The organism is Bacteroides sp. 11BF (assembly GCF_019633765.1).
Taxonomy (GTDB): domain Bacteria; phylum Bacteroidota; class Bacteroidia; order Bacteroidales; family Bacteroidaceae; genus Bacteroides; species Bacteroides hominis.
The window spans coordinates 299273-321714 of record NZ_JAFKPJ010000005.1 but is presented as its reverse complement, the minus strand read 5'-3'; the positions used below and the strand labels follow the sequence as shown (position 1 = coordinate 321714).

Here is a 22442-nt window from a genome sequence, read left to right as displayed (position 1 = left end):
AATTACGAGCTATAATATATTTGCTATGAAAATACACATTTTATTTGGAATGATCGGGTTCTTCCTGCTGACCGGATGTTGCCGGACAGCAGAGAAGAACCCTCGTTTTTATGATGCCGGCGTTTCTAAAGAGCTTGCCGATCATCGTAAAGCTGAGATTAAGAATTTGAAGTATGAACTCAGTTTCAGCATTCCACGGCAGAAGGAGACACCTATTGACGGTGATATCACCTTGCGCTTCGACCTTGCTGCCGCTCAGGAAGTCCTGATTGATTTTCGTGAGGAGCGTGGAAAAATAAAAGAAGTCATTGCCAATGGAAAACCGGTAAGTGATGTGCGCTTTGAGAACGAACACATTATTCTGCCTGCTTCGCTGACAGCGAAAGGGGCGAATGACATACAGATTCGTTTCATTGCCGGCAATCAGTCGCTGAACAGGAACGATGAATACCTCTATACGTTGCTCGTTCCCGACCGTGCCCGTACTGTCTTCCCTTGCTTTGAGCAGCCCAACCTAAAAGCCGAGTTTACTTTAAAGCTTGAGGTTCCGGCCGACTGGAAAGCTGTTTCCAACACATACGTCCGGAGTGAAACAGTAGCCGGTGACCGTAAAACCGTTTGTTTTGCACCGACCGAACCACTCAGTACTTATCTCTTTTCGTTTGTGGCCGGAAAATTGGAGCGACAGGAGTATACTCAGGACGGGCGTACCATCGCCGCCTATTATCGTGAGACCGACCCTAAGAAAATAGCACAGTTGGATATTGTTTTCAGACAAGTCATGGCATCACTTCACTGGCTTGAAGAGTATACAGGGATCGCATATCCGTTTGCCAAATATGATTTCATCGTTCTTCCCGGTTTCCAGTTTGGCGGAATGGAACATACAGGAGCTACCTTATATAATGATAACGGGATTTTCCTGAGCGAACATCCCACTCCGGACGAGGAGTTGAACCGGGCGGAATTGATTGCGCACGAGACCTCTCACATGTGGTTTGGCGATCTTGTAACGATGGATTGGTTTGACGATGTATGGACCAAGGAAGTTTTTGCCAATTATTTTGCTGCCCGGATTGTCGAACCCTTGTTTCCGGAGATCAATCATACCCTGAATAAGCTCAAGACTTTTAATGCCGCTTCTCTTACCGAGGACCGTACTTTGGGGACAAATGCCATCCGGCAGCCACTTGATAATCTGCGTAATGCCGGGCTGATCTATGGGCAGATCATCTATAACAAGGCTCCCGTGATGATGGAGAAACTGGTTGACAGGATGGGTGAAGCCAACTTCCGGAGTGGTATACAGGAGTATCTGAAAACCTATTCGTACGCTAATGCCACTTGGGACGATCTGATTCGCATTTTAGACGGCAAGGCGTCCGAAGATTTGGCAACCTTCAGTGATGTGTGGGTGAACCGGAAAGGAATGCCTACGCTGAACTTCCGGATCGATGGACAAGAATTGGAGGTCCGTCAGAGTGATCCTTATAACCGTGGTTTGCTTTGGCCGCAGCGTTTTGCCGTCACTCTTTGCGGAGAGCGCGATTCGGTGTTGCGGGTGAATATGACGGATACTTTGGTTCGGATACAGCTTCCTTTTGTACCTTCGTTGGTGTTGCCCAATACCGATGGCAGAGGTTATGGCTTGTTCGTTCCCGACGAATCTGCTTTGAAGTGGCTGTTGGCACATTGGTGGGAGGTAAAAGACGATACGGCACGCCAATCACTCTTGATGACACTTTATGAGAATTACTTGGCTAAACATATTTCGGCGGACGACTGGACAAACAGCCTGTTGGCAGGGCTTCCTGCAGAAAAGAACGCTCTGGTGGCGTCTACAGTGAGTGGTTATTTGGCGGGTGCCATGCGGCGGGTAGCTCCGGCACAGATAGCAGAGGTTGAGGCGCGGGTCTACGCCATCAGCCGGAATCATCCGTTGCCTTCGTGCCGGGTGCAGTTGCTGCGTTATTTTATGCAGAATGCGACTTCCCAACCTATGGTGAAGGAACTTTATGCCTTGTGGCAGGAGCAATCGGACAAACGGTTGAACCAACAGGATTACACGACTTTGGCTTACGAACTTGCCATCCGCCTGCCTGCCGAAAGTGAACAGATATTACGTACACAACGGGCACGGATTGATGATCCGGACCGTCTGCGCCAGTTCGATTTTATTTCACGGGCGGTCGTATCCGATACCGCACGGCTCGATACTTTGTTCAACAGCCTGCTTGTAGCGGAAAACCGGCGGATAGAGCCTTGGACGGCTGCCGTGATACGTTATCTGAACCATCCGTTGCGCGAGGAGCAATCGGTGAAATACATCCGTCCGGGACTCGAGGTGCTGGAGGAAGTACAACGCACAGGAGATATTTTCTTTCCGAAAAACTGGGCCTCGGCCTTGTTGGGCAATCATCTCAGCCGCCCGGCTTATGAAGAAGTGGTGCGTTTCCTGGACGGCCATCCGGATTATTCACCGCTTTTGAAGAATAAGATATTGCAGGCTGCCTATTCCCTGTATCGCGAAAACGATTAAAATAATTCCCGGAATGCTTGACTTTGCCTGTCCGATGTTGTATCTTTGTCAACAGATTCATTACTTATATTCAAATTAGAATGCAGTAGAAGAGGAAGCCCGCAAAGCTTCCTCTTTTTTTGTACCCTTATCTCCCGGTGTCCCGGAGCCGGGGGCTTTTCTGCTCTTTCCCCGGCTCTCCATGCCCTCGAGACCGTTGCTCCGTGATGTGAAGAGCCTTGCTTCGGCCCAAACAGACGGTTGCATTTGCCCGGACAGACGGTTGCATTCCACAGAAATGAGCCTTTCTTCCGGAGCGGTCTCTTCTTCTTCGTAGAAACGCTCTCCGAACGTTAATAATAAGTAAATCCGCTCTTGACAAAATTCACCACTTTATTCATACTTTGGAAAACTATTCTTACCTTTGCCTCACTAACTAACATTACGTAATAAAATAAAGAGATATGGCAACACCTCCGTTTAAGTATCAACCTATGTTCGAACATGGGGAAGATAAAACCGAGTATTATCTGCTTACCAAAGACTATGTGTCAGTAAGCGAGTTCGAAGGAACACCTGTGCTGAAAGTACAGAAAGAAGGTCTGACAGCTATGGCCAATACCGCTTTCCGTGACGTATCTTTCATGCTTCGCCGCTCACACAACGAGCAGGTGGCAAAGATTCTGAGCGATCCGGAAGCAAGTGATAACGACAAGTACGTGGCATTGACTTTCCTGCGCAACGCTGAAGTGGCTGCCAAAGGCGTGCTTCCTTTCTGTCAGGATACCGGTACGGCCATCATTCATGGTGAAAAAGGACAGCAGGTCTGGACCGGCTATTGCGATGAAGAAGCTCTTTCACTGGGTGTTTACAAAACCTATACGGAAGAAAACCTGCGTTATTCACAGAACGCTCCGCTCAATATGTATGACGAAGTGAACACGAAGTGCAACTTGCCTGCCCAGATCGATATCGAGGCTACAGAAGGCATGGAGTACAAATTCCTGTGTGTGACCAAAGGTGGTGGTTCTGCCAACAAAACATATCTGTATCAGGAGACAAAAGCGATCTTGAATCCGGGTACTCTGGTTCCGTTCCTGGTTGAAAAGATGAAGACACTGGGTACGGCGGCTTGTCCTCCTTATCATATTGCATTCGTAATCGGAGGTACTTCGGCAGAGAAGAACCTGTTGACCGTGAAGCTGGCTTCTACTCACTATTATGACGAGTTGCCTACTACCGGTAACGAATATGGTCGTGCATTCCGCGATGTAGAACTGGAAAAAGAAGTACTTGCAGAAGCTCAAAAGATAGGTTTGGGTGCGCAGTTCGGCGGTAAGTATCTGGCACACGATGTACGCATCATCCGTCTGCCCCGTCACGGTGCGTCTTGTCCGGTGGGTTTGGGAGTGTCTTGTTCTGCCGACCGTAACATCAAATGTAAGATCAATAAAGACGGTATCTGGATCGAGAAACTCGATTCTAATCCGGGTAGCCTGATTCCGGCAGAACTGCGTAACGCAGGCGAAGGTGATGTTGTAAAGATCAACCTGAACCAGCCGATGGCAGATATCCTGAAGGAGCTGACTAAATATCCGGTGGCTACACGCCTGTCACTGAACGGTACGATTATCGTAGGTCGCGACATCGCTCATGCCAAACTGAAAGAACGTCTGGATCGTGGTGAAGATCTGCCTCAGTACATCAAAGATCATCCGATTTACTACGCCGGTCCGGCCAAAACTCCTGCCGGTATGGCTTGCGGTTCTATGGGACCGACTACTGCCGGACGTATGGACTCTTATGTGAACCTGTTCCAGGAACATGGAGGCAGTATGGTGATGTTGGCAAAAGGTAACCGTAGCCAGCAGGTGACTGATGCTTGCCAGAAACATGGCGGCTTCTACCTCGGTTCAATCGGTGGCCCGGCTGCTATCCTCGCCCAGAACAATATCAAGAGCATCGAATGTGTGGAATATCCGGAATTGGGTATGGAGGCTATCTGGAAGATCGAAGTAGAAGACTTCCCCGCATTTATTCTTGTAGATGACAAGGGCAACGACTTCTTCAAGCAAATTAAACCCCGTTGCGGCTCTTGCAGCAACAAATAAGAATCTGGTGAGTGGCCATTAATATTGGTTATTTATCATGTTAACTCGAGTGAGAGGCGTCTGTATGCTGTGTTATACAGATGCCTTTCTTATTATAAACACCTTAATCATTATCAGTAAAACAATTCCCCGATGGAACTACAGAAAAATCCTCAACACATTGTCTGGCTGGACGTTGTCCGTTTTGTTGCCATGTTTACCGTTGTCTGTTGCCACTGCACAGACCCTTTCAACTTTTATCCGGGCACTGCCCCTAATATTGACGAAATCAAACTTTGGGGTGCCATCTACGGAGCATTGCTTCGTCCTTGCGTACCGCTGTTCGTGATGATTACCGGAGCCCTGCTTCTGCCGGTGCGCGGCGAAGTCTCTGTCTTTTATAAGAAACGTATCCCCCGTGTTTTATGGCCATTCCTCATCTGGTCGGTCATCTACAACCTTTTCCCCTGGATCACGGGTGTGTTGGGCATCAAACCGGAAGTTATTCTCGACTTTTTCCCTTATTCGGGCGAAGAAGTAACACGGCAGTCGCTGGTTATTTCGCTGGATTATATTGCCCAGATACCTTTCAATTTTTCGATTGTAGATGTACACATGTGGTATATTTACCTGTTGATCGGTTTGTATCTTTACCTTCCTGTTTTTTCTGCTTGGGTAGAGAAAGCGTCGGATAAAGCCAAATTGTGGTTCCTCGGCGCATGGGCTGTCACTTTATTGCTTCCTTACTATAATCAATTTGTGGCACAATACCTCTGGGGTACTTGTTCGTGGAATGCATTCGGTATGCTCTATTACTTCGCAGGCTTCAATGGCTATCTGTTATTAGGACATTATCTGCGCAATCTCGATTGGTCGTTAAGCAAGATTCTGGCAATCGGCCTTCCGATGTTTGTGATAGGATATGCCGTTACTTTCTTTGGTTTCCGATCTATTACGGCTTTGCCGGAATACAGCGACGAGATGCTTGAGCTCTTCTTCACTTACTGTTCGCTGAATGTTGTGATGATGACCATCCCGGTGTTTATGCTTTGCAAAAAGGTTAACTTCCGTTCGGAGGGAATCAAGAAAGCGCTTGCCAATCTCACTTTGTGTGGTTTTGGTATCTATATGATACACTATTTCTTTACCGGTCCTTCCGTACTGTTGGTACGTACGTTGGGAGTGCCTTTGGGCATTCAGATTCCGGTAGCGTCTGTATTCGCGTTCGGTGCTTCGTGGCTGATCGTATGGGCTGTCTATCGTGTGCTGGGCAAGAAGGCGAAATGGATTATGGGATAAAACAGTAATTAAAGCATATTATTTATGAATCGTAAATCAATACTATTAACAATCTTACTTTGTGTTACTTCTTTGACAATGGCTTCTCCGGTGACCGGCTTGTTGGAGCGCATAGACAAAGGAGCTTCGAAGAAGTTTATTATCGAGCAAGTGAAGTCCGGTACCGACTTTTTTGAACTCGATCAGAAGGGTGATAAAGTCGTTATCCGTGGAAACAATTACGTGAGCATCGCTACCGGGTTGAATTGGTATCTGAAGTATTATGCCGGTATCCACCTTTCCTGGAACGGAATGCAGGCAAAACTGCCGGCTGTGCTTCCTCCGGTGACAAAAAAAGAACGGAGAGAAACGACCCTGCCTTACCGTTATGATTTGAACTATTGTACTTTTTCTTATTCCATGGCTTTCTGGGATTGGGACCGATGGGAGAAAGAAATAGACTGGATGGCTTTGCACGGCATCAATATCCCTTTGGCTGTGACCGGGGCAGAGGCTGTGTGGTATAACGTGCTTGATAAGTTGGGATATACCAAAACCGAAATAAATGAGTTCATATCCGGTCCGGGCTTTTTTGCCTGGTGGCTGATGAATAACCTTGAAGGCTGGGGCGGACCTAATCCGGATAGCTGGTATACACAGCAGATTGCTTTACAGAAGAAAATCCTGAAGCGTATGCGTGAATACGGCATCGAACCGGTCCTTCCGGGTTATTGCGGCATGGTGCCCCATAATGCGAAAGAGAAACTCGGATTGAACGTATCCGATCCGGGAACATGGTGTGGCTATCGCCGTCCGGCATTCCTGCAACCAAGCGACCCGCGTTTTGAGGAAATCTCTTCTCTCTACTATAAAGAGCTTGAGAAACTATACGGGAAAGCTGACTTTTACTCCATGGACCCCTTCCATGAAGGAGGCAATACGGCAGGCGTGGATCTCGATGCGGCAGGTAAGGCTGTGATGAAAGCTATGAAGAAGGCCAATCCGAAAGCGGTTTGGGTGGCGCAGGCATGGCAGGCAAATCCACGTCCGAAGATGATTGAGAATCTGGGGGCCGGTGACTTGCTGATACTCGACCTGACCAGTGAATGCCGTCCGCAGTGGGGAGATTCCACTTCCGAATGGTATCGCAAAAACGGATATGGACAGCACGACTGGGTATACTGTATGTTGCTGAACTACGGTGGTAATGTCGGACTGCACGGAAAGATGGATAATGTGATCGATAATTTTTATCTCGCTAAAGCCGATCCGCACGCAGGTTCTACACTTAAAGGTGTGGGGATGACCCCTGAGGGGATAGAGAATAATCCTGTGATGTACGAACTGGTGATGGAACTGCCTTGGCGTGCAGAGCGGTTTACGAAAGAGGAATGGTTGAAGGAGTATGTGAAAGCACGTTACGGTGCAGATGATCCAGTGGTACAGGCTGCCTGGACCAAACTGGCGAACTCCATTTATAACTCACCGAAGAACCTGACGCAGCAAGGTACACACGAATCCGTATTCTGTGCACGTCCGGCGGAAGATGTGTACCAGGTGTCCAGCTGGTCGGAAATGAAAGATTACTACCGTCCGCAAGATGTGATTGAGGCTGCACGCCTGATGGTATCTGTGGCCGATCGTTATAAAGGAAACAATAATTTTGAGTACGATCTGGTGGATATCGTTCGGCAGGCACTCGCAGAGAAGGGCAGGCTGATGCAGAAGGCGGTTACCGCTGCTTACCGGAGTGGTGATAAAGAACTCTTCGGAATGGCTTCTCAGAAGTTCCTGAACCTGATTCTGTTGCAGGATCAGTTGTTGGGTACCCGCCCGGAGTTTCGCGTAGGAAAGTGGATTGAAGAGGCGCGGGCGTTGGGTGGTACATCCGAAGAAAAGGCTTTGTATGAGTGGAATGCCCGTGTGCAGATTACGACTTGGGGCAACCGGAATGCAGCCGATTATGGCGGACTTCGTGATTATGCCCATAAAGAGTGGAACGGATTACTGAAGGATTTCTATTATATGCGTTGGAAGCTTTATTTCGATTCTCTCTCTCAGAAACTGGAAGGTAAAACCCCGGAGAAAATTGATTTCTATGCAGTGGAAGAACCTTGGGCCAAAGCCACTAATCCCTATTCGGCGGAGGCTGAAGGAGATTGCATTGAAACAGCGAAGCGGGTGATGCAAGCGGTGGAATAGTATATCGCAAAGTTCACCACAGATTACACAGATTATCTACGTAATAAATAATCTGTGTAATCTGTGGTGAACTCGTTTTTAGACTATTTTTGCTTCGCTGTCCCTTTCCAGATACGCATCATATAATATGCACAATGCGTAAATGCGAAAACAAACGAGATTATCAGCAATACTTTACTTTCGTCCCAACCCACCGTCTGCTGGTGCCATAGCCCGGTGATGACACAAAGCACGGACAGTGTGATACCGATCATGTTCAGTGCCGATTGGCCCCGGCGGTTTTTCACGCCTTGTTCCAGTTTGCTGTGCTTCATACCATAGCCAACGTAAATATCCAACCCGATGAGCATCCACAATACCAGACGTATCCAAGTATCGGCGGGAAGGAAAAGCATCATGCACAGGCAGGTGAGTATTCCTAAAATCGGGACGAGTGGCACAAACGGAGTTTTAAAAGAACGGGGGATATCCGGCATGGTCTTTCGTACTACCAATACGGCGGCACATACCAGTGTGAAAGCCATCAGTGTGCCGATGCTGGTCATCTCTCCTGCAAGGCGTGCCGGGACGAATGCAGCCAATAAACCTACTATCAGCATAAACAGGAGATTGCTGCGTGCCGGTGTGCGAAACTTTTCATTGATGTGCGAGAAGAATGGAGGGAGCAGTCCGTCATGGCTCATACTCAGGAAGACGCGGCTTTGTCCCAGTAAAGTGACCATAATTACAGAACAGTAACCGAACAGGATGGCAAGAACGATAGCACGGTTCAACCAGGGATAGTCCGGATGGATGATGCCTGCCGCATCGGTATGCCCCATGTGTTCGATGGCAATAGCTACCGGTGCAATGCCCTGCTGTCCGCTAAACTCGGTGTAGTGGGCAACTCCCGTCATTACGTGGGCAAACAACATATAGAGCACAGTACAAACAAGGAGTGATACCAGGATACCGATCGGCATATTTCGTTTCGGGTTCTTTGTTTCCTGGGCGGCTGTACTGACGGCATCGAATCCTAAAAAAGCAAAAAAGACAATAGCTGCCCCGCGTAAGACACCCGAAATCCCATACTCTCCAAGTGTGCCTGTATTGGCGGGAATGTATGGAGTATAGTTATCCGCATTGATATATTTCCAGCCCAATACGACAAAAATAGCGATCACCGATACTTTGAGGAATACTACGATACCGTTAAAGATGGAGCTGCCTTCCGTACCGCGAATCAGGAAGATACTCATCAGTACCACAATCAGGAATGCAGGGATATTGACGATTCCTCCATCCCACGGGCAGGCGGTTAGTGCTTGCGGAAGATGTATGTTGAGTCCTTCAAGGAAGACCACGAGGTATCTGCTCCAACTGATACTGACAGTGGTAGCCGCTACTGTATATTCAAGGACAAGATCCCAACCGATGATCCAGGCAATCAGTTCGCCCATGGTGGCATATGAGTAGGTATAGGCACTTCCGGCAACCGGAATCATGGAAGCAAATTCCGCATAGCAGAGTCCTGCAAAACAGCATCCCAGTGCGGCAATGGCAAATGAAAGTGTAATGGCCGGTCCTGTATAGCCTGCTGCTACGGTTCCGGTGATTGAGAAGAGTCCTGCTCCGATAATGACACCGACACCCAGTGCTACCAGACTCCAGGGACCTAATACTCGTTTCAATGATTTACTTCCTGACGCATTGGCCTCTGCCAACAGGGCTTCAAAGGGTTTCTTTATGAATAATCCCATCTTTCTGTTTCTTTTTTTACTTAGTTGTACGTGGTACACAAAGAGTCGTGGGAAATATCGCTTGGTTTGCCCGCCGTACTCTTGTGATTGGATTGGCTGCAAAGATAAGCAATCTGAACGGGCGATACAAGGCTTCTTTTGTATTAAAACAAACAGTTCCGTCGGTTTAAAAGGTGGGGGCGTGTCAAAAGTCTTTCCCTCTGTGGTAAGTTTTGACACACCCCCGAATGTTATAAGGAGAAGGGCTAAGTGTACGTTTAGTCCAGATATTTTGTTATTTTCCCACTGATCTGTAGCAGGGAGATTTCGCATAACTTAGTGTCATATTCGGCAGACAGAATTCGCTCTTCCGCATCCAGCAGACTCTTCTGTGCTTCCCGCATTTCGATACCCGAAAGGTTTCCTAACATATATCGTTCCATGGCTATCTCGTGATTCTCTTTGGCAGCCACCAGGTTTTGCCGTTCCAGTTTCAGCATTTGCAGATTATTCTGGTAGGCTTGCCACAGATTGCTAAGGTCTGCTTTCAGTCCTTGTTCCAGCTGCTCCCGTTGCAGACGGGCGTTTTTGATGGCGATACGTGCGTTGTTCTTTTCGCGACGGCGGTTTCCGTCGAAGATATTGAATCCGATTGTTACCCCGAAGTTGGCACCCAGATTGCCTCTTTGGCTATTGGAGGCAATGTCGTATTTATTAAAAGTATAGCCATATCCGGTATTCATTTTGAGGTATGGGTAGTTACGAGAGTTTACCTTTTTATAGTCCAGCATGGCGAGTGTATTGTTCTGTTCGGCTTTCAGCAATGAAGCGTTGGTCAGTAGAGTGGCGTTCCATAATTCTTCGAACCGGAGTCCTGCGTTAACTTTAATGATACTGTCTTCTATCACAATCGGCTGGTCCACATCTTCATTGGCCATCAGTTCGTTCAGCTGGATGCGCGACGTATGCAGTAATTCCTGTTGCTTCATATATTTGGCACTGTCAGCATTGAAGTCTACTTTGGCCTGTTGATAGTCCAGGCGGGAGAAGTTACCGATGTGATAACGTTCTTCCACGATTCGCAGGCGTTCTTTTGACAAGGATACGGCGTAGCGGAAGTTCTGAAGGCGGATTTTCTGTTGAACATAATTGTAGTATTCGGCTGCAAGGTTAGCTATCAGGTCTTCGATGGCAATACGGGTATTGGTTTCTCCCTGTCGTTCCAACTCTTTCAGCTTTTGATAATTGGCAGTGATGTTGAAGCCGTCGAAGATAGTCCAGTTCAGGTTCAGCCCCACGTTAACGGTCTGGTCGAAGACACCGTTTTCTTTTACCGACTCCCCGGTAGCCCGGACCTTGGTGTTGGTATTGTCCACAGTTCCTGTATAACCGGCCGTTAGGTCGAGGGTAGGCAGGTAGCCGGCATTACCCGGCGTAGCGTTATTTTTGCTTACTTGCTCTTCGTTACGGACTATTTGCAGGGAATAATTATTCTGGAGGCCGTACTCCAGACAGGATTTTAGAGTATAAATTTGTGGCTGTTGTGCTTGCAGACCCAAAGGGGTGCAGCACAATGCTATGATAAATAGGGCAATCTGTTTCATTCTCTCTTTAATTTATTACTTCGGTTCGTCGAAATATAACTGTAAATAGCGGGTACGATGTACATAGTCAGCAAGGTAGATACCAACATACCTCCCACAACAGCCGTACCCATTGCAATGCGCTGGTTACAACCTTCACCTGAGGCGAACGCCAGCGGGATCAATCCTAAGATGGTAGAAGCACTTGTCATTAGGATGGGACGCAGACGCTGCAATGCCGCATCCTTGATAGCTGTCAGTTTGTCTTCACCTGTTTCCTGTTTCTGATTGGCAAACTCCACGATCAGGATACCGTTCTTGGCTACCAGACCGATCAGCATAATAATACCGATCTGACTGAAGATGTTCATCGTGATACCGCCGAAGTACATGAATACCAGTGCACCGGCGATGGCCAGAGGTACAGTCAACATGATGATCAGCGGATCCTTGAAACTTTCGAACTGTGCCGCCAGGATCAGGTAAATCAGCACAATGGCCAGGATAAAGGCAAACATCAGGCTTGAAGAACTTTCACGGTACTCCTTCGAATCACCGGTCAGTGCCGTACGGAACGTGTCGTCCAAAGTCTCTTTGGCTATCTTGTCCATCTCGTCCAGTCCCTGTCCGATGGTCTTGCCCTCCGCCAGTCCGGCGGAAACAGTAGCCGACACGAAACGGTTGTAACGATACAGCTTGGGAGGTGCGATGCCGTCGGTCAACTCGATCAGATTGTCAAGCTGTACCATGTCTCCTTTGTCACTGCGGATGTAGATTGCTTTCAGGTTGGCAGGCGTATTGCGTTGTTGACGGTTGATTTCTCCTAAGATTTCATATTGCTTACCGTTCATATAGAAGTATCCCATACGCTGTCCGCTCAATCCGTATTGCAGGGTTTGGGCAATGTTGCGGGTACTTACCCCCATTATACTGGCTTTATCGCGGTTGATATTGATACGTGCCTCCGGTTTGCTGAATTTCAGGTCTACGTCCGCCATCTGGAATACCGGATTTTCGTATACCTTGGCCATGAACTTAGGCAGTACTTCCTGTAGTTTCTCGATATTGGTAGCCTGCAACACATATTGTACGGGCATGCCGCCACGCCGTCCGCCAAAAGAAGACGATTGCTGGACGAACGAGCGCGCCATCGTCTTTTTCTGTACTGCCGCCGATAGCTTTTCGGCAATGTCCATCTGTGTATAGTCACGATCCTTCATATCTTTCAGCGTGATGCGTACATTACCGCTACCACTCGATACACGTGCTGTTACCGACTCTGCATCCGGTACGATCGAGTCTACCAGATCGTTTATGTCTTCCGTATAGTCACGAATGTACTCGTATGTCACACCTTCAGCACCACGGGTGTTGATACTTATTTGTGAGCGGTCTTCCAGCGGAGCCATTTCTGCAGGAATGTGGTTCCATAAGAAAGCGATGATACCGATTGTGATGGCTACAAAAGGTAAGGAAATCCAGCGCTTGTTGAGGAAAGCAGCCAGTGAACGACTGTACAGACGGTTCATTCCTTCGAAGAAGGGTTCTGTTTTCATATAGAACCAGTTTTGTTTTTCCCGTTTTACCAACAGTTTGGTGGCAAGCATCGGAGTAAAGGTCAGGGCTGCGAATGAAGAGATAATCACCGATCCGGAAACTACAATACTGAATTCACGGAACAGACGTCCTGTCATACCCTCCATAAAGACGATGGGGAAGAACACGGCCACCAGCGTAATGGTGGTGGAGATGACGGCAAAGAAAATCTCTTTTGCTCCTTCGATGCCGGCTTCTTTCGGAGGCATACCTTTCTCTATGCGTACATAGATGTTTTCGGTCATCACAATAGCGTCGTCTACCACCAGACCTACCGCCAACACGACCGCCAGCATGGAGAGTACATTGATGGAGAAGTCCGCCAGATACATGACGAAGAAGGCACCGATCAGTGATACCGGGATTACGATACAGGGAACCAGCGTCACCCGCCAGTCGCGCAGGAAAAGGAAAATAATGATGATAACCAGGATGAAGGCTACATAAACCGTCTCTTTTACCTCATAGATGGATGCACGGATAAACTTAGTGTTATCGAATCCGTAAGAATACTTCACGTCTTCGGGAAGGTCTTTCTGCATCTTCTCCATGCGTTCGTACACTGCGTCGGCTATCTTGATATGATTGGCACCGGGTTGTGGGATTACGACGATACCTACCATCGGTACTCCGTTCATCTTCATATAGCTTTTGATATCGGCCGGCCCCAGTTCGGCGCGGCCTATGTCACTGAAACGGATAATACGGTCGTTCTCTTCTTTGATGATCAGGTTATTGAATTCTTCTGCGGTGTGCATCAATCCCAAGGTACGGATGGTGAGCTCTGTCGTATTTCCTTCGATACTGCCCGAAGGAAGTTCGACATTTTCTTTGTCTACTGCATTCTTTACGTCGATAGGGGTGATCCCATAACCCGACATCTTGATAGGATCGAGCCATAAGCGCATGGAGTAGCGCTTTTCTCCCCAGATGGAAACGCTACTTACGTCGGAGATGGTTTGTAATTGCTCTTTTACGGTCAGGTCGGCAATTTCACTGAGTTCCAGCAAGGAGCGTTTGTCACTTTGCAGAGCTACCATCAGGATAGGAGTAGCATCGGCATCCGCTTTCGAAACAGTAGGAGGGTCACAGTCGCGCGGCAGGTAGCGCTGGGCACGGGATACTTTGTCGCGTACGTCATTGGCTGCTGTTTCCAGATCGACGGACAGCTCGAACTCTACCGTGATACGGCTTTGTCCCTGCTGGCTGACGCTGGACAACGAACGGATACCCGGAATACCATTGATGTTCTGTTCCAGGGGTTCGGTAATCTGATTCTCGATTACATCGGCATTAGCACCCGGATAGGAGCAGGATACTGAGATTATAGGATTATCTACAGACGGATACTCCCGGACACCCAGGTAGTTGTACCCGATCAGTCCAAAGAGTAAAATGATGATGGTCAATACCGTTGAGAGTACCGGCCGTCGTATGCTTAATTCGGATATATTCATAAGGCGGTCGGGAGTTAATTGATATTATCCAGTGTGACAGGTAATCCTGTACGGAGTTGAAGGGTTCCCGAAGTGATGATGGTATCACCCATCTGCAGACCTTTTATTACCTGCACTTCGGCTTCGGTACGAATGCCTGCGGTTATTTCTACCGGTTCAGCCTTGCCCGATTTATAGAGGAATACTTTATCCTTACCCATTTCCGGTACAATCGCTTCGGATGGGATGGCAATGGCATTCGGGATTTCTTCTTTTTTCAGCTGAATGCTGGCGTAGCGTCCCGGGAGTAGTGCGCCGTTACTGTTGGCATATAGGGCACGAACGGTCAGCGTACGGGTAGACTGGTCGATTCTTGACTCGGTTGCGTACACTTTTGCCGGGAAAGAACTTAATTTACCTTCCAGTTCGAAGTTGAGGTTGGTGCCCTTCTTTACCTGGCTTGCATAACGTTCTGGTACGGAAAATTCTATTTTCAAAGGAATAATTTTCGTCAGTTTGGCTACGATAGTGGTTGGTGAGGCATATGAACCGACACTTACTTGCCGGAGCCCGATTACTCCGTCAAAAGGAGCGCGAAGTTCGGTCATGGCAATGTTAGCTTTCACCAGGTCGATGTCCGCATTGAGGGTAGCCAGTTCCGTTTTTACTTGTTCGTAGGCTTCTTTACTGACAGCGTCCCGTTCAAGCAGAGCGTTCTGACGGAATACACGATCTTCGGCAAGTTTTAACTGAGCTACGAGGCGTTGCAACTGAGCCTGCAACTGACGGTCGTTTACTTTCGCTAATAGCTGTCCTTTTTTTACGGCACTGCCTTCGTCAAAGTTGATTTCAACGATCTTTCCTGAAGTCTCGAAAGAAAGATCCACTTCTTCATCAGGCATCAAGCTGCCGCTAATTTGAATCTGATCTGTCAGCAATTGTGGCTTTATGATCTTGGCATTTACATTCAGAACTCTTTTGTTGATCTGCTTGCCAGCCATCACTTTGTCGGCTGCTGCCAACTCTTCATTTGCTTTAGGAAGCTGAGAGTAGATACCCCAGCCTATCAGTCCGGCACCAATCAATGTGATGATGCCCCATTTAACCTTTTTATCCATGTCTTAGTATTAGTATATGTCCGTTCTAAGGTTAGACTAAGAGGGTGGGAAAAGGTTTAATCGGGAAATTAAAATATAGATTTATTTTTTGTGTTAAGGTGTCTTATTGATTATGTTTTCAGTATATGAAAGCCCCAATATCCTTTCAGTAAAAGGGTGAGGACTTATTGTAACAGTCATCGAATCATCCTCCTGATAAAGTGCGACGGTTCTTTTCTTCTTCGCGGATTACGAACTAACCAACGGTATTTGTTTTTGGTCTTAAAGGCTTGTATCCAAAATTATTATGATGAATCTCCGTTTGTTTATTCCGGCCCTGGTATGCGGGCTCATGGGCCTTGGTATGCGGGCTTATAAGCCCGAGTATACGGACTCATGAGCCCGGGTAGCGGGGATGGGATGAAGAGCGGATCATTTTCGACTAAACAGTAAAGGAAAGCACAATGCTTTAAACAATGTATTCAGTTAATAAATACGTTTCTTGGTGTTGTTTATCAGTGTCTTAACGATTGGATGGCGCTCAAGTTAACGGGTGGAAGATGGAAGATGCGGGTGGAAGATAAACAGGCTGAAAATGCGATCTTCCACCATGTCATTGCATTGATTATTAATGGAGTAAGTGGAAAAAGGTGGAAGATGGAAGATCGAAACGTATTTTTTGTAGGAGAAGCAGTTGCTTTGCCAAGTGAAGCATTAAAATAGAATAAAGAATATTCTCTGAAAAATAGCAGAGATTCAGTATGCCGCACGGTATTTTCCTTCCTCCTTATCCTCAAGCATACTCAGATAGGAAGTGTAGCGTGATTCGCTGATGTAGTGCTCTTCTACCGCTTTCCGAACAGCACAACCGGGTTCTTGACGGTGTGTGCAGTTTCCATATTTGCAGTCTGCCGAAGTCTTGAATATTTCGGGGAAGTAATGCCCTATCTCTTCCTCTTCCATATCGAAAGTGCCGAAACCTTTGATACCGGGTGTATCGATGATATATCCGTTGCCGGGGATGGGGAACATTTCGGAGAAAGTGGTGGTGTGCATTCCTTTGTTGTGATAAGCTGATATCTCTGCGGTCTTGACTTCCAGTCCCGGGACAAGGGCATTGATGAGGGTTGACTTGCCCACTCCCGAATGTCCGGAAAAGAGAGTTACCCGACCTTTCAGTTCCTCGCGTATGGCATCGACTCCTTCACCGGTCAGTGCGGATATTTTAAAACAAGGGTAACCTATTTGGGTATAGAGGGTGATGAGGCTGTCCAGATAATGCAGTTCGTCTTCATCATAAGCATCCACTTTGTTGAAAAGAATCTTCACCGGTACACGGTAGGCCTCTGCCGACGCCAAAAAACGGTCGATGAAGGTGGTTGAAGTTTCGGGATAGTTAATAGTCACCACCAGCATACATTGGTCGAGGTTGGCTGCAAGAATATGCGATTGTTTGGAGAGGTTCGATGAACGGCGGATGATGTAATTTTTCCGGTCTTCTATCTCATTGATAAAGGCCGTTCCTTCCTGGTTGAGTATGATTTGTACACGGTCACCTACGGCAACGGGATTTGTACTCCGTATGCCTTTCAGCCGAAAATTACCTTTGATCTTGCATTCAACCAACTGCCCGTCATCGGTTTTCACCTGATACCAGCTACCTGTATTCTTTATTACTAATCCCTTCATGTTTTATAAACTGCAAATTACAAGTTACGAGCTATAAGAAATGATTGGAGAGGCTGTGCTTGTGCACTGCACTCGTAGCTCGTAACTTGTAATTTAGAATTATACGGTCATAATTTCTTTGTCCTTTTCAGCCAGCATTTCTTCAATCTTGGCGATGTACTTATCATGAACCTTCTGCAGTTTAGCTTCTGCATTCTTTTGTTCATCTTCAGCCAAACCGTCTTTTACAGCTTTTTTCAGTGCATCTATACCGTCGCGGCGCGCGTTGCGGATACTTACTTTAGCTGTCTCGCCTTCAGCTTTACACTGTTTGGCAAGTTGTTTACGGCGTTCCTCGGTAAGAGGGGGGATGCCGATGCGGATAATTTCACCGTTATTCTCCGGCATGATACCGAGATCGGAGTCGATAATGGCTTTTTCAATAACCCGGAACATGCTTTTATCCCAAGGTTTAATTGTGATGCTGCGTGCATCGGGAGTGGTTACGGCAGCTACGTTGCTGATGGGCACCATGCTTCCGTAAGAGTCTACACGGATACCATCCAGCAAGCGTGTGCTTGCTTTTCCGGCGCGGATGTGTGCCAGTGCTTCTTCCAGATACATCACTGCCATATCCATCTTCTCTTGTGATTCTTCGATAATCGTTTTTACGTCTACCATCTTATTAAGTCTTTATAAAATTGGCACTTTGATTAATTTTGAAAACAAAAGTAGATTATTTTTTGGTTATCTGCAACTATCTATAGAGAGAAATGCATTGCCTGACGTTTCTCTTTCTAAATAGTATTATTGGTAATTATCGCAATAGGTGGTAGACGGGCTGCTGATATAACGTCCGCTTAAGTTACAACTGGAACCACTGAGGTGACTACAATTGGAGCATCTTTTACCGCCGGATGAAGAAGATGATTTTCCTAAAAGTGAAAGCAAAAAGAGAGCAATTAGTACAATTAGTAAAAGGATGAGGAAATGAGCTACAATTAAGACAGTGGCTGTTGAACCAATTAAATAAGTTAATGTACAGATACATGCATGTTTCCATCCACCTTTGGGAAGTACTTTATTGAAAATAATACCTGTTTGCACAGATTGTCCGACAAGAAATCCAATTCCTATCACAGGCAAAAAGCCTGCAAAGAAAAAGCCACAAATGATAGCGCCTATGATACAGATGCCCCAAGTATATATTCCCCATGTCCAATTGAAAGTTGCGTAGGAATTGTATTGCACATCATTCAAGGTATTGAAAAAACACATCCATTGATTAAATACAACTGCACCGAATATAAAGAAATTAATGATGGTCCATAGCCATCCTATTTTATCGGGAGTGCAAAACCAAATACTATTTGCCCCCATTGAAAACACATAAAATAGTTCTAACAAACAGACGGTAATGAATAAACTGAGGTTTATCGTATGTTCGGTGTCTTCCAGCGGAGTACTTTCTCCACGACGCATTCTAAGGATGAATAGCACAATAGAAAGTCCTAATATGATATAAACTAAAGGGCGGCAATCATAATTTGTTTGTCGAAACCAGTCGCTGAATGTATTTGTTGGAGCTTTTGCGGGAGGTGTTGGAGTAACAGGTCGTATGTAGGCCGTACTTACGTATCCATATCCGCCATTGAAGGATATCTTTGCCCATTCGCCATCTATTGATTCTACATTTACGATTCCCCCATGATTTATTGTTCCGATGACAGGAGCATTTGTGCTTCCATGACTACGTATGTTTAGAAAAGTATTGGCGGTCACTTCATACTTTTCCAAAGCTTGGGTAGAGAGGACTATAATGAATAGTCCGATACAAATGAACAGGAATCGTTTGAATGTTTTCATCAGTTTGTTATTTACTGGGTTTTATGTCTTTTACAGCAGGCGTGATGATAACAGTTGTCGGCACTCGGATTAAAGATACTAATTGCTCTAATTCTGAATTTTTGATTCGAATGCATCCTTCGGTCGCTCGGGTCCCAATAGATAATGGGTCGTGGGTGCCATGAATCCCAATTCCTTTATGTCCGGGTGTTTCTAACCGGATGAAATGATTACCGTATGCACCCTCTATTTCACCTTTCCCATCTCCAAAATCGTGTTTCCATTTAGAAGCATCTTGGATATCGATTATTTTAAAAGTTCCTTCAGGAGTTTTTAAATCTCCTTGTTTTTCCTTATTGCCATAATTCTTCCCACAAGCTATGTCGGCAGTGAATAATTCTTGGCCCTTATAGTCTATTAAGCGTAATTTCATTTCATCTTTTGAGATGAGAAGAATGTTCGCATTCTTAATTTGTGCCATTTGGGCAGTATGGTAGTAGTAGAAAGCTACTGCCATACCGCCTATAGAAAGGATAAATGTTAGATGCGATATAATTAGATACCGTATAATTTTCTTTTTCATTGTATTATGCTTAGTGTACGATTACTTGGCAGGAGAAGATTTTACTTCCCTCGTACCATATCTCGTACTGATAAGTACCTGGAGAATACACGTCACACTCTGGACTTCCCCAGCTTGTTAAATAAGAAACATTGTTATCAGCTCCGACAGCAGGTGTATATATACCATGCTTGTAAGTGTATCCGTTCGGCGAGTTCTTGTTGGCAATGAGTACACCATTGGGCCGATAGATTTTGGCATACAATGTAATGTTTCTGGCCCCGTTTAGACTTGAATAAATAATCTTTGGTTTCAGGTATTGTAATTTATTTCCGTAAAGCGGCTTCCCATAATCTTCTAAAATGGTCCCTTTATCGTTTGAGTTGGCAAATAACATTGTTCGGATCTTGATGGGACACTCAACTGGTTTTGAAGAAACGGTTACAGCCTTTTCTGAATTGCCCTGAATTTGCACTCCGGTTGAATACAATAATTGTCCTTCGGACCAGAATTCTATCCGGTAAGTTCCAGAAGTGTACGCATCTCCGGTCGTATTTCCCCAACCGGCTAAATTAATATATCCGGATCTGTTTAGAGTTACTTTTTGTTCATTAGTATATCCGGAGGGTGATCCTGTTCCAGTCATTAAGTTCCCCTGTGGAGTGATAATTTTATATTTGATAACCACTGAACTCTTCCCTGCAGGATTTTCATAGAAAATACGTGGAGACAAGTACTGAGTGGTGGTGGGGAGCTGTGTCCCAAATTGAGTAAGAACATTGTAACTTTTATCAGTGTTTCCAAAAAGTGCCTTTGTTATTTTTAGTCCGTTCTCGCTCTTTGTTTTTGACGGCTGCTGGTTGGTTGGGAGTTGAGGCGAGCGACTAACCGTAGCATTTGGGGTAGCATAGATAACTTTATATTTATCTGTTTTCCATGGATAATATTTAATATCTTTTATTTGGGCATTTTCTGTTGTTTGCTCTTGATATATAAAAACGGGAGTTTCGTCATCTGCAAACGAATAAATAGCCAGTACGCCTTCGTGTGTGGAGGTGTTGGATAAGATGAACGCAAATTCTGTAAACTTCGTATATCCGTTAGCCAGGCGGGGGTAAAGTACTGCGTTAGGTTTGACTTCTATGGGCTGTGCAAACAACTGCCATTGTCCCGTCCCTGTTTTATAGTTGTTTTTCTTTATAAAGTCTACGAGTGCCAGCCGACATTTTGCTGTCGGTGCTCCTTCCATAGCTTCTTTGCTTCCCCATAAGTTATTCAACAATTCAAAATCAGCCTTACTTAGGGTGTAATTGGTAGATACATATCCTTTTTTCTCATTGGCTTTAATGTATGACCATCCATCTCCTTCTTTTTGGTAAGTGATGAGCTCCGAACCATAGGGCAGAGATTGGATACGATTATATTCTACATTTGCATTTTTATCGGAACGTTGCAGCAAGCTGGATACGTATACATAGGTACGCTCTGCGTCCCGATCAATGGCCATAGGTTTATACCAATATTGATAGCCGCAAAAGCCTATGATAGCGGTGATAATCAGGAACGACCACAAACCTCCGTGCCCCTTTTTAGGCGGAACTGTAGATGTTCGTCGGTTAGATGGGGTTCTTGGAGGAGGTGGCGGTGTTACCCGTGACTGCGGGGGCGGGGTAGAGGCCCGGTATTGTTTGATTGTGAATGTGTATGTTGCAATTTGCAGATCATTTTCAAAGAACTCAATACTCCATTGACCGGCGGAGAATACATTTCCAGACATACTTCCGAAGCCATTCAAGGGATATGCGGATCGGGAACCTGTGAGAGGGACATTGCCATACCACGTATAACCGGACTTGCTGTTGCTGGCTGTCATGAGTGTCCTGTCGGGAGCGTATAATTTGTACCATATATCTACACTGCTCCCTCCTCTTAATACTCGATAATCAATTCGAGGCTGTAAATAGCAGCTACGAGTATCGAGCTCGGCCTGATTCGAAGGAATGGGATCACCTTTTTCGTCAGTATTGGCAATTACCAATCTGGTTATTTCAATGGAAGGGGATGTTTGCCGGGGAGGAGTTTGTGGTATTCTTTCCTGAGGGGCTCTTTCTTGTATCGGGTTTTCGCGGGTATATTTCGTCATGAACTTTTTGAAGTCCTCAAAAGTTTTAGAATCTTTTGTATAATATGTTTTGGCTATTCCACGAAAATCTTTGCTCCAGGTAATGATGTTTTTGTTATTGCTATGCAATTTGTCTGATGCGATTAGAATGGAGATATACTGCTCACATTCTTTTCGGGACGTTTCGTTAAATGTACCGTTTTTCCAGAAATTGGCTAAGAAACGGACAGCATTCCATTCATCTCGGTCCAGTTCATTCTGATTCTCGTATAATTGCGAATAAGTGCTTGCCCATTTTTTGGCATTTTGTTTTAATATGATATTTTGAGATTCACTGTTGACAGGTGTCTGAAGAGGAGCCGAAGAGCGGGGTGCAGAACTCTGATATAATTCCTTTAACGCATTTTGGAATACTAAAAATGTAGTTTCGTCTTTAGTGTAATATTTCCTGGCGATGGTACGAAACTCTTTACTCCATACAATAATTTCTTTATTATTGCTGTGTAATTTATCCGATTGTTCAAGAGTGCTTATCAGGTCTATGCATTCGCTGGTAGCATCCGGATCAAATTTTTTTCGCCAATAGTCGGCAAGTGTCTCTATAGCAGTCCATTCTGCTGTAGAGAGTTCTGTTTGTTTGCTTTTAAGAAATCGACAAGCTTCGTTCCACTTGCCGATTTCCAGTTTTAATAAAGTCTTATCCATTTATAGGGTTCTGCTTTGTTCT

At 45.9% G+C, this 22442-nt stretch carries 14 protein-coding genes; 5 read left to right on the top strand and 9 right to left on the bottom strand.

What is annotated here, in order from left to right; translation table 11 throughout:
- Positions 1-25: 25 nt before the first annotated feature.
- The 4 genes from JZY04_RS07685 to JZY04_RS07670 all read left to right on the top strand — a co-directional run bounded on the left by JZY04_RS07685 (position 26) and on the right by JZY04_RS07670 (position 8088).
- Positions 26-2539: a M1 family aminopeptidase gene (locus JZY04_RS07685; protein ID WP_122141546.1), complete on the top strand. Its 2514-nt coding sequence runs from the start codon at positions 26-28 to the stop codon at positions 2537-2539.
- A 443-nt stretch (positions 2540-2982) separates the two neighbouring features.
- Positions 2983-4629, top strand: coding sequence for a fumarate hydratase (locus JZY04_RS07680; RefSeq protein ID WP_005775362.1), 1647 nt, complete (start codon positions 2983-2985; stop codon positions 4627-4629).
- A gap of 132 nt (positions 4630-4761) precedes the next feature.
- Positions 4762-5907 carry an acyltransferase gene (locus tag JZY04_RS07675; protein ID WP_122141547.1) on the top strand — a complete coding sequence of 382 codons (1146 nt, stop codon included), beginning with the start codon at positions 4762-4764 and terminating at the stop codon, positions 5905-5907.
- 24 nt (positions 5908-5931) lie between these two features.
- Complete coding sequence (locus tag JZY04_RS07670) at positions 5932-8088, top strand: alpha-N-acetylglucosaminidase (RefSeq protein WP_122141548.1); 2157 nt, start codon at positions 5932-5934, stop codon at positions 8086-8088.
- Between the two features lie 83 nt (positions 8089-8171).
- Here the strand turns inward: JZY04_RS07670 and JZY04_RS07665 are convergent, their stop codons facing one another.
- The 4 genes from JZY04_RS07665 to JZY04_RS07650 form a co-directional block, all read right to left on the bottom strand.
- Positions 8172-9827 (bottom strand): amino acid permease, encoded by a 1656-nt coding sequence (locus JZY04_RS07665; RefSeq protein WP_122141549.1) that lies wholly within the window; start codon positions 9825-9827, stop codon positions 8172-8174.
- A gap of 257 nt (positions 9828-10084) precedes the next feature.
- Entirely contained in the window at positions 10085-11410 is a 1326-nt protein-coding gene (locus tag JZY04_RS07660; RefSeq protein WP_022011044.1) for a TolC family protein, read from the bottom strand.
- Positions 11407-14442 carry an efflux RND transporter permease subunit gene (locus JZY04_RS07655; protein ID WP_005775368.1) on the bottom strand — a complete coding sequence of 1012 codons (3036 nt, stop codon included), beginning with the start codon at positions 14440-14442 and terminating at the stop codon, positions 11407-11409. Before JZY04_RS07655 ends, JZY04_RS07660 begins: the two co-directional genes overlap by 4 nt.
- A gap of 14 nt (positions 14443-14456) precedes the next feature.
- A complete protein-coding gene (locus JZY04_RS07650; RefSeq protein ID WP_005775369.1) occupies positions 14457-15539 on the bottom strand; it encodes an efflux RND transporter periplasmic adaptor subunit in 1083 nt (360 codons plus the stop codon).
- Between the two features lie 513 nt (positions 15540-16052).
- Between JZY04_RS07650 and JZY04_RS07645 the strand changes: the two genes are divergently transcribed.
- Positions 16053-16241, top strand: a complete 189-nt coding sequence (locus JZY04_RS07645) for a hypothetical protein (protein WP_032530235.1) — start codon at positions 16053-16055, stop codon at positions 16239-16241.
- Between the two features lie 33 nt (positions 16242-16274).
- Here the strand turns inward: JZY04_RS07645 and rsgA are convergent, their stop codons facing one another.
- The 5 genes from rsgA to JZY04_RS07620 all read right to left on the bottom strand — a co-directional run bounded on the left by rsgA (position 16275) and on the right by JZY04_RS07620 (position 22420).
- On the bottom strand, positions 16275-17207 hold the full coding sequence (gene rsgA, locus JZY04_RS07640; protein WP_122141550.1) for a ribosome small subunit-dependent GTPase A: 933 nt from the start codon (positions 17205-17207) through the stop codon (positions 16275-16277).
- Between the two features lie 99 nt (positions 17208-17306).
- On the bottom strand, positions 17307-17867 hold the full coding sequence (gene frr / locus JZY04_RS07635) for a ribosome recycling factor (RefSeq protein WP_005775374.1): 561 nt from the start codon (positions 17865-17867) through the stop codon (positions 17307-17309).
- A gap of 126 nt (positions 17868-17993) precedes the next feature.
- On the bottom strand, positions 17994-19052 hold the full coding sequence (locus tag JZY04_RS07630) for an SH3 domain-containing protein (protein WP_122141551.1): 1059 nt from the start codon (positions 19050-19052) through the stop codon (positions 17994-17996).
- Positions 19053-19059: 7 nt separating this feature from the next.
- The gene (locus JZY04_RS07625; protein WP_005810551.1) at positions 19060-19614 is read right to left on the bottom strand and encodes a L,D-transpeptidase; all 555 of its coding nucleotides are present in this window, start codon (positions 19612-19614) and stop codon (positions 19060-19062) included.
- A 10-nt stretch (positions 19615-19624) separates the two neighbouring features.
- On the bottom strand, positions 19625-22420 hold the full coding sequence (locus JZY04_RS07620) for an SH3 domain-containing protein (RefSeq protein WP_122141552.1): 2796 nt from the start codon (positions 22418-22420) through the stop codon (positions 19625-19627).
- Positions 22421-22442: the final 22 nt, after the last annotated feature.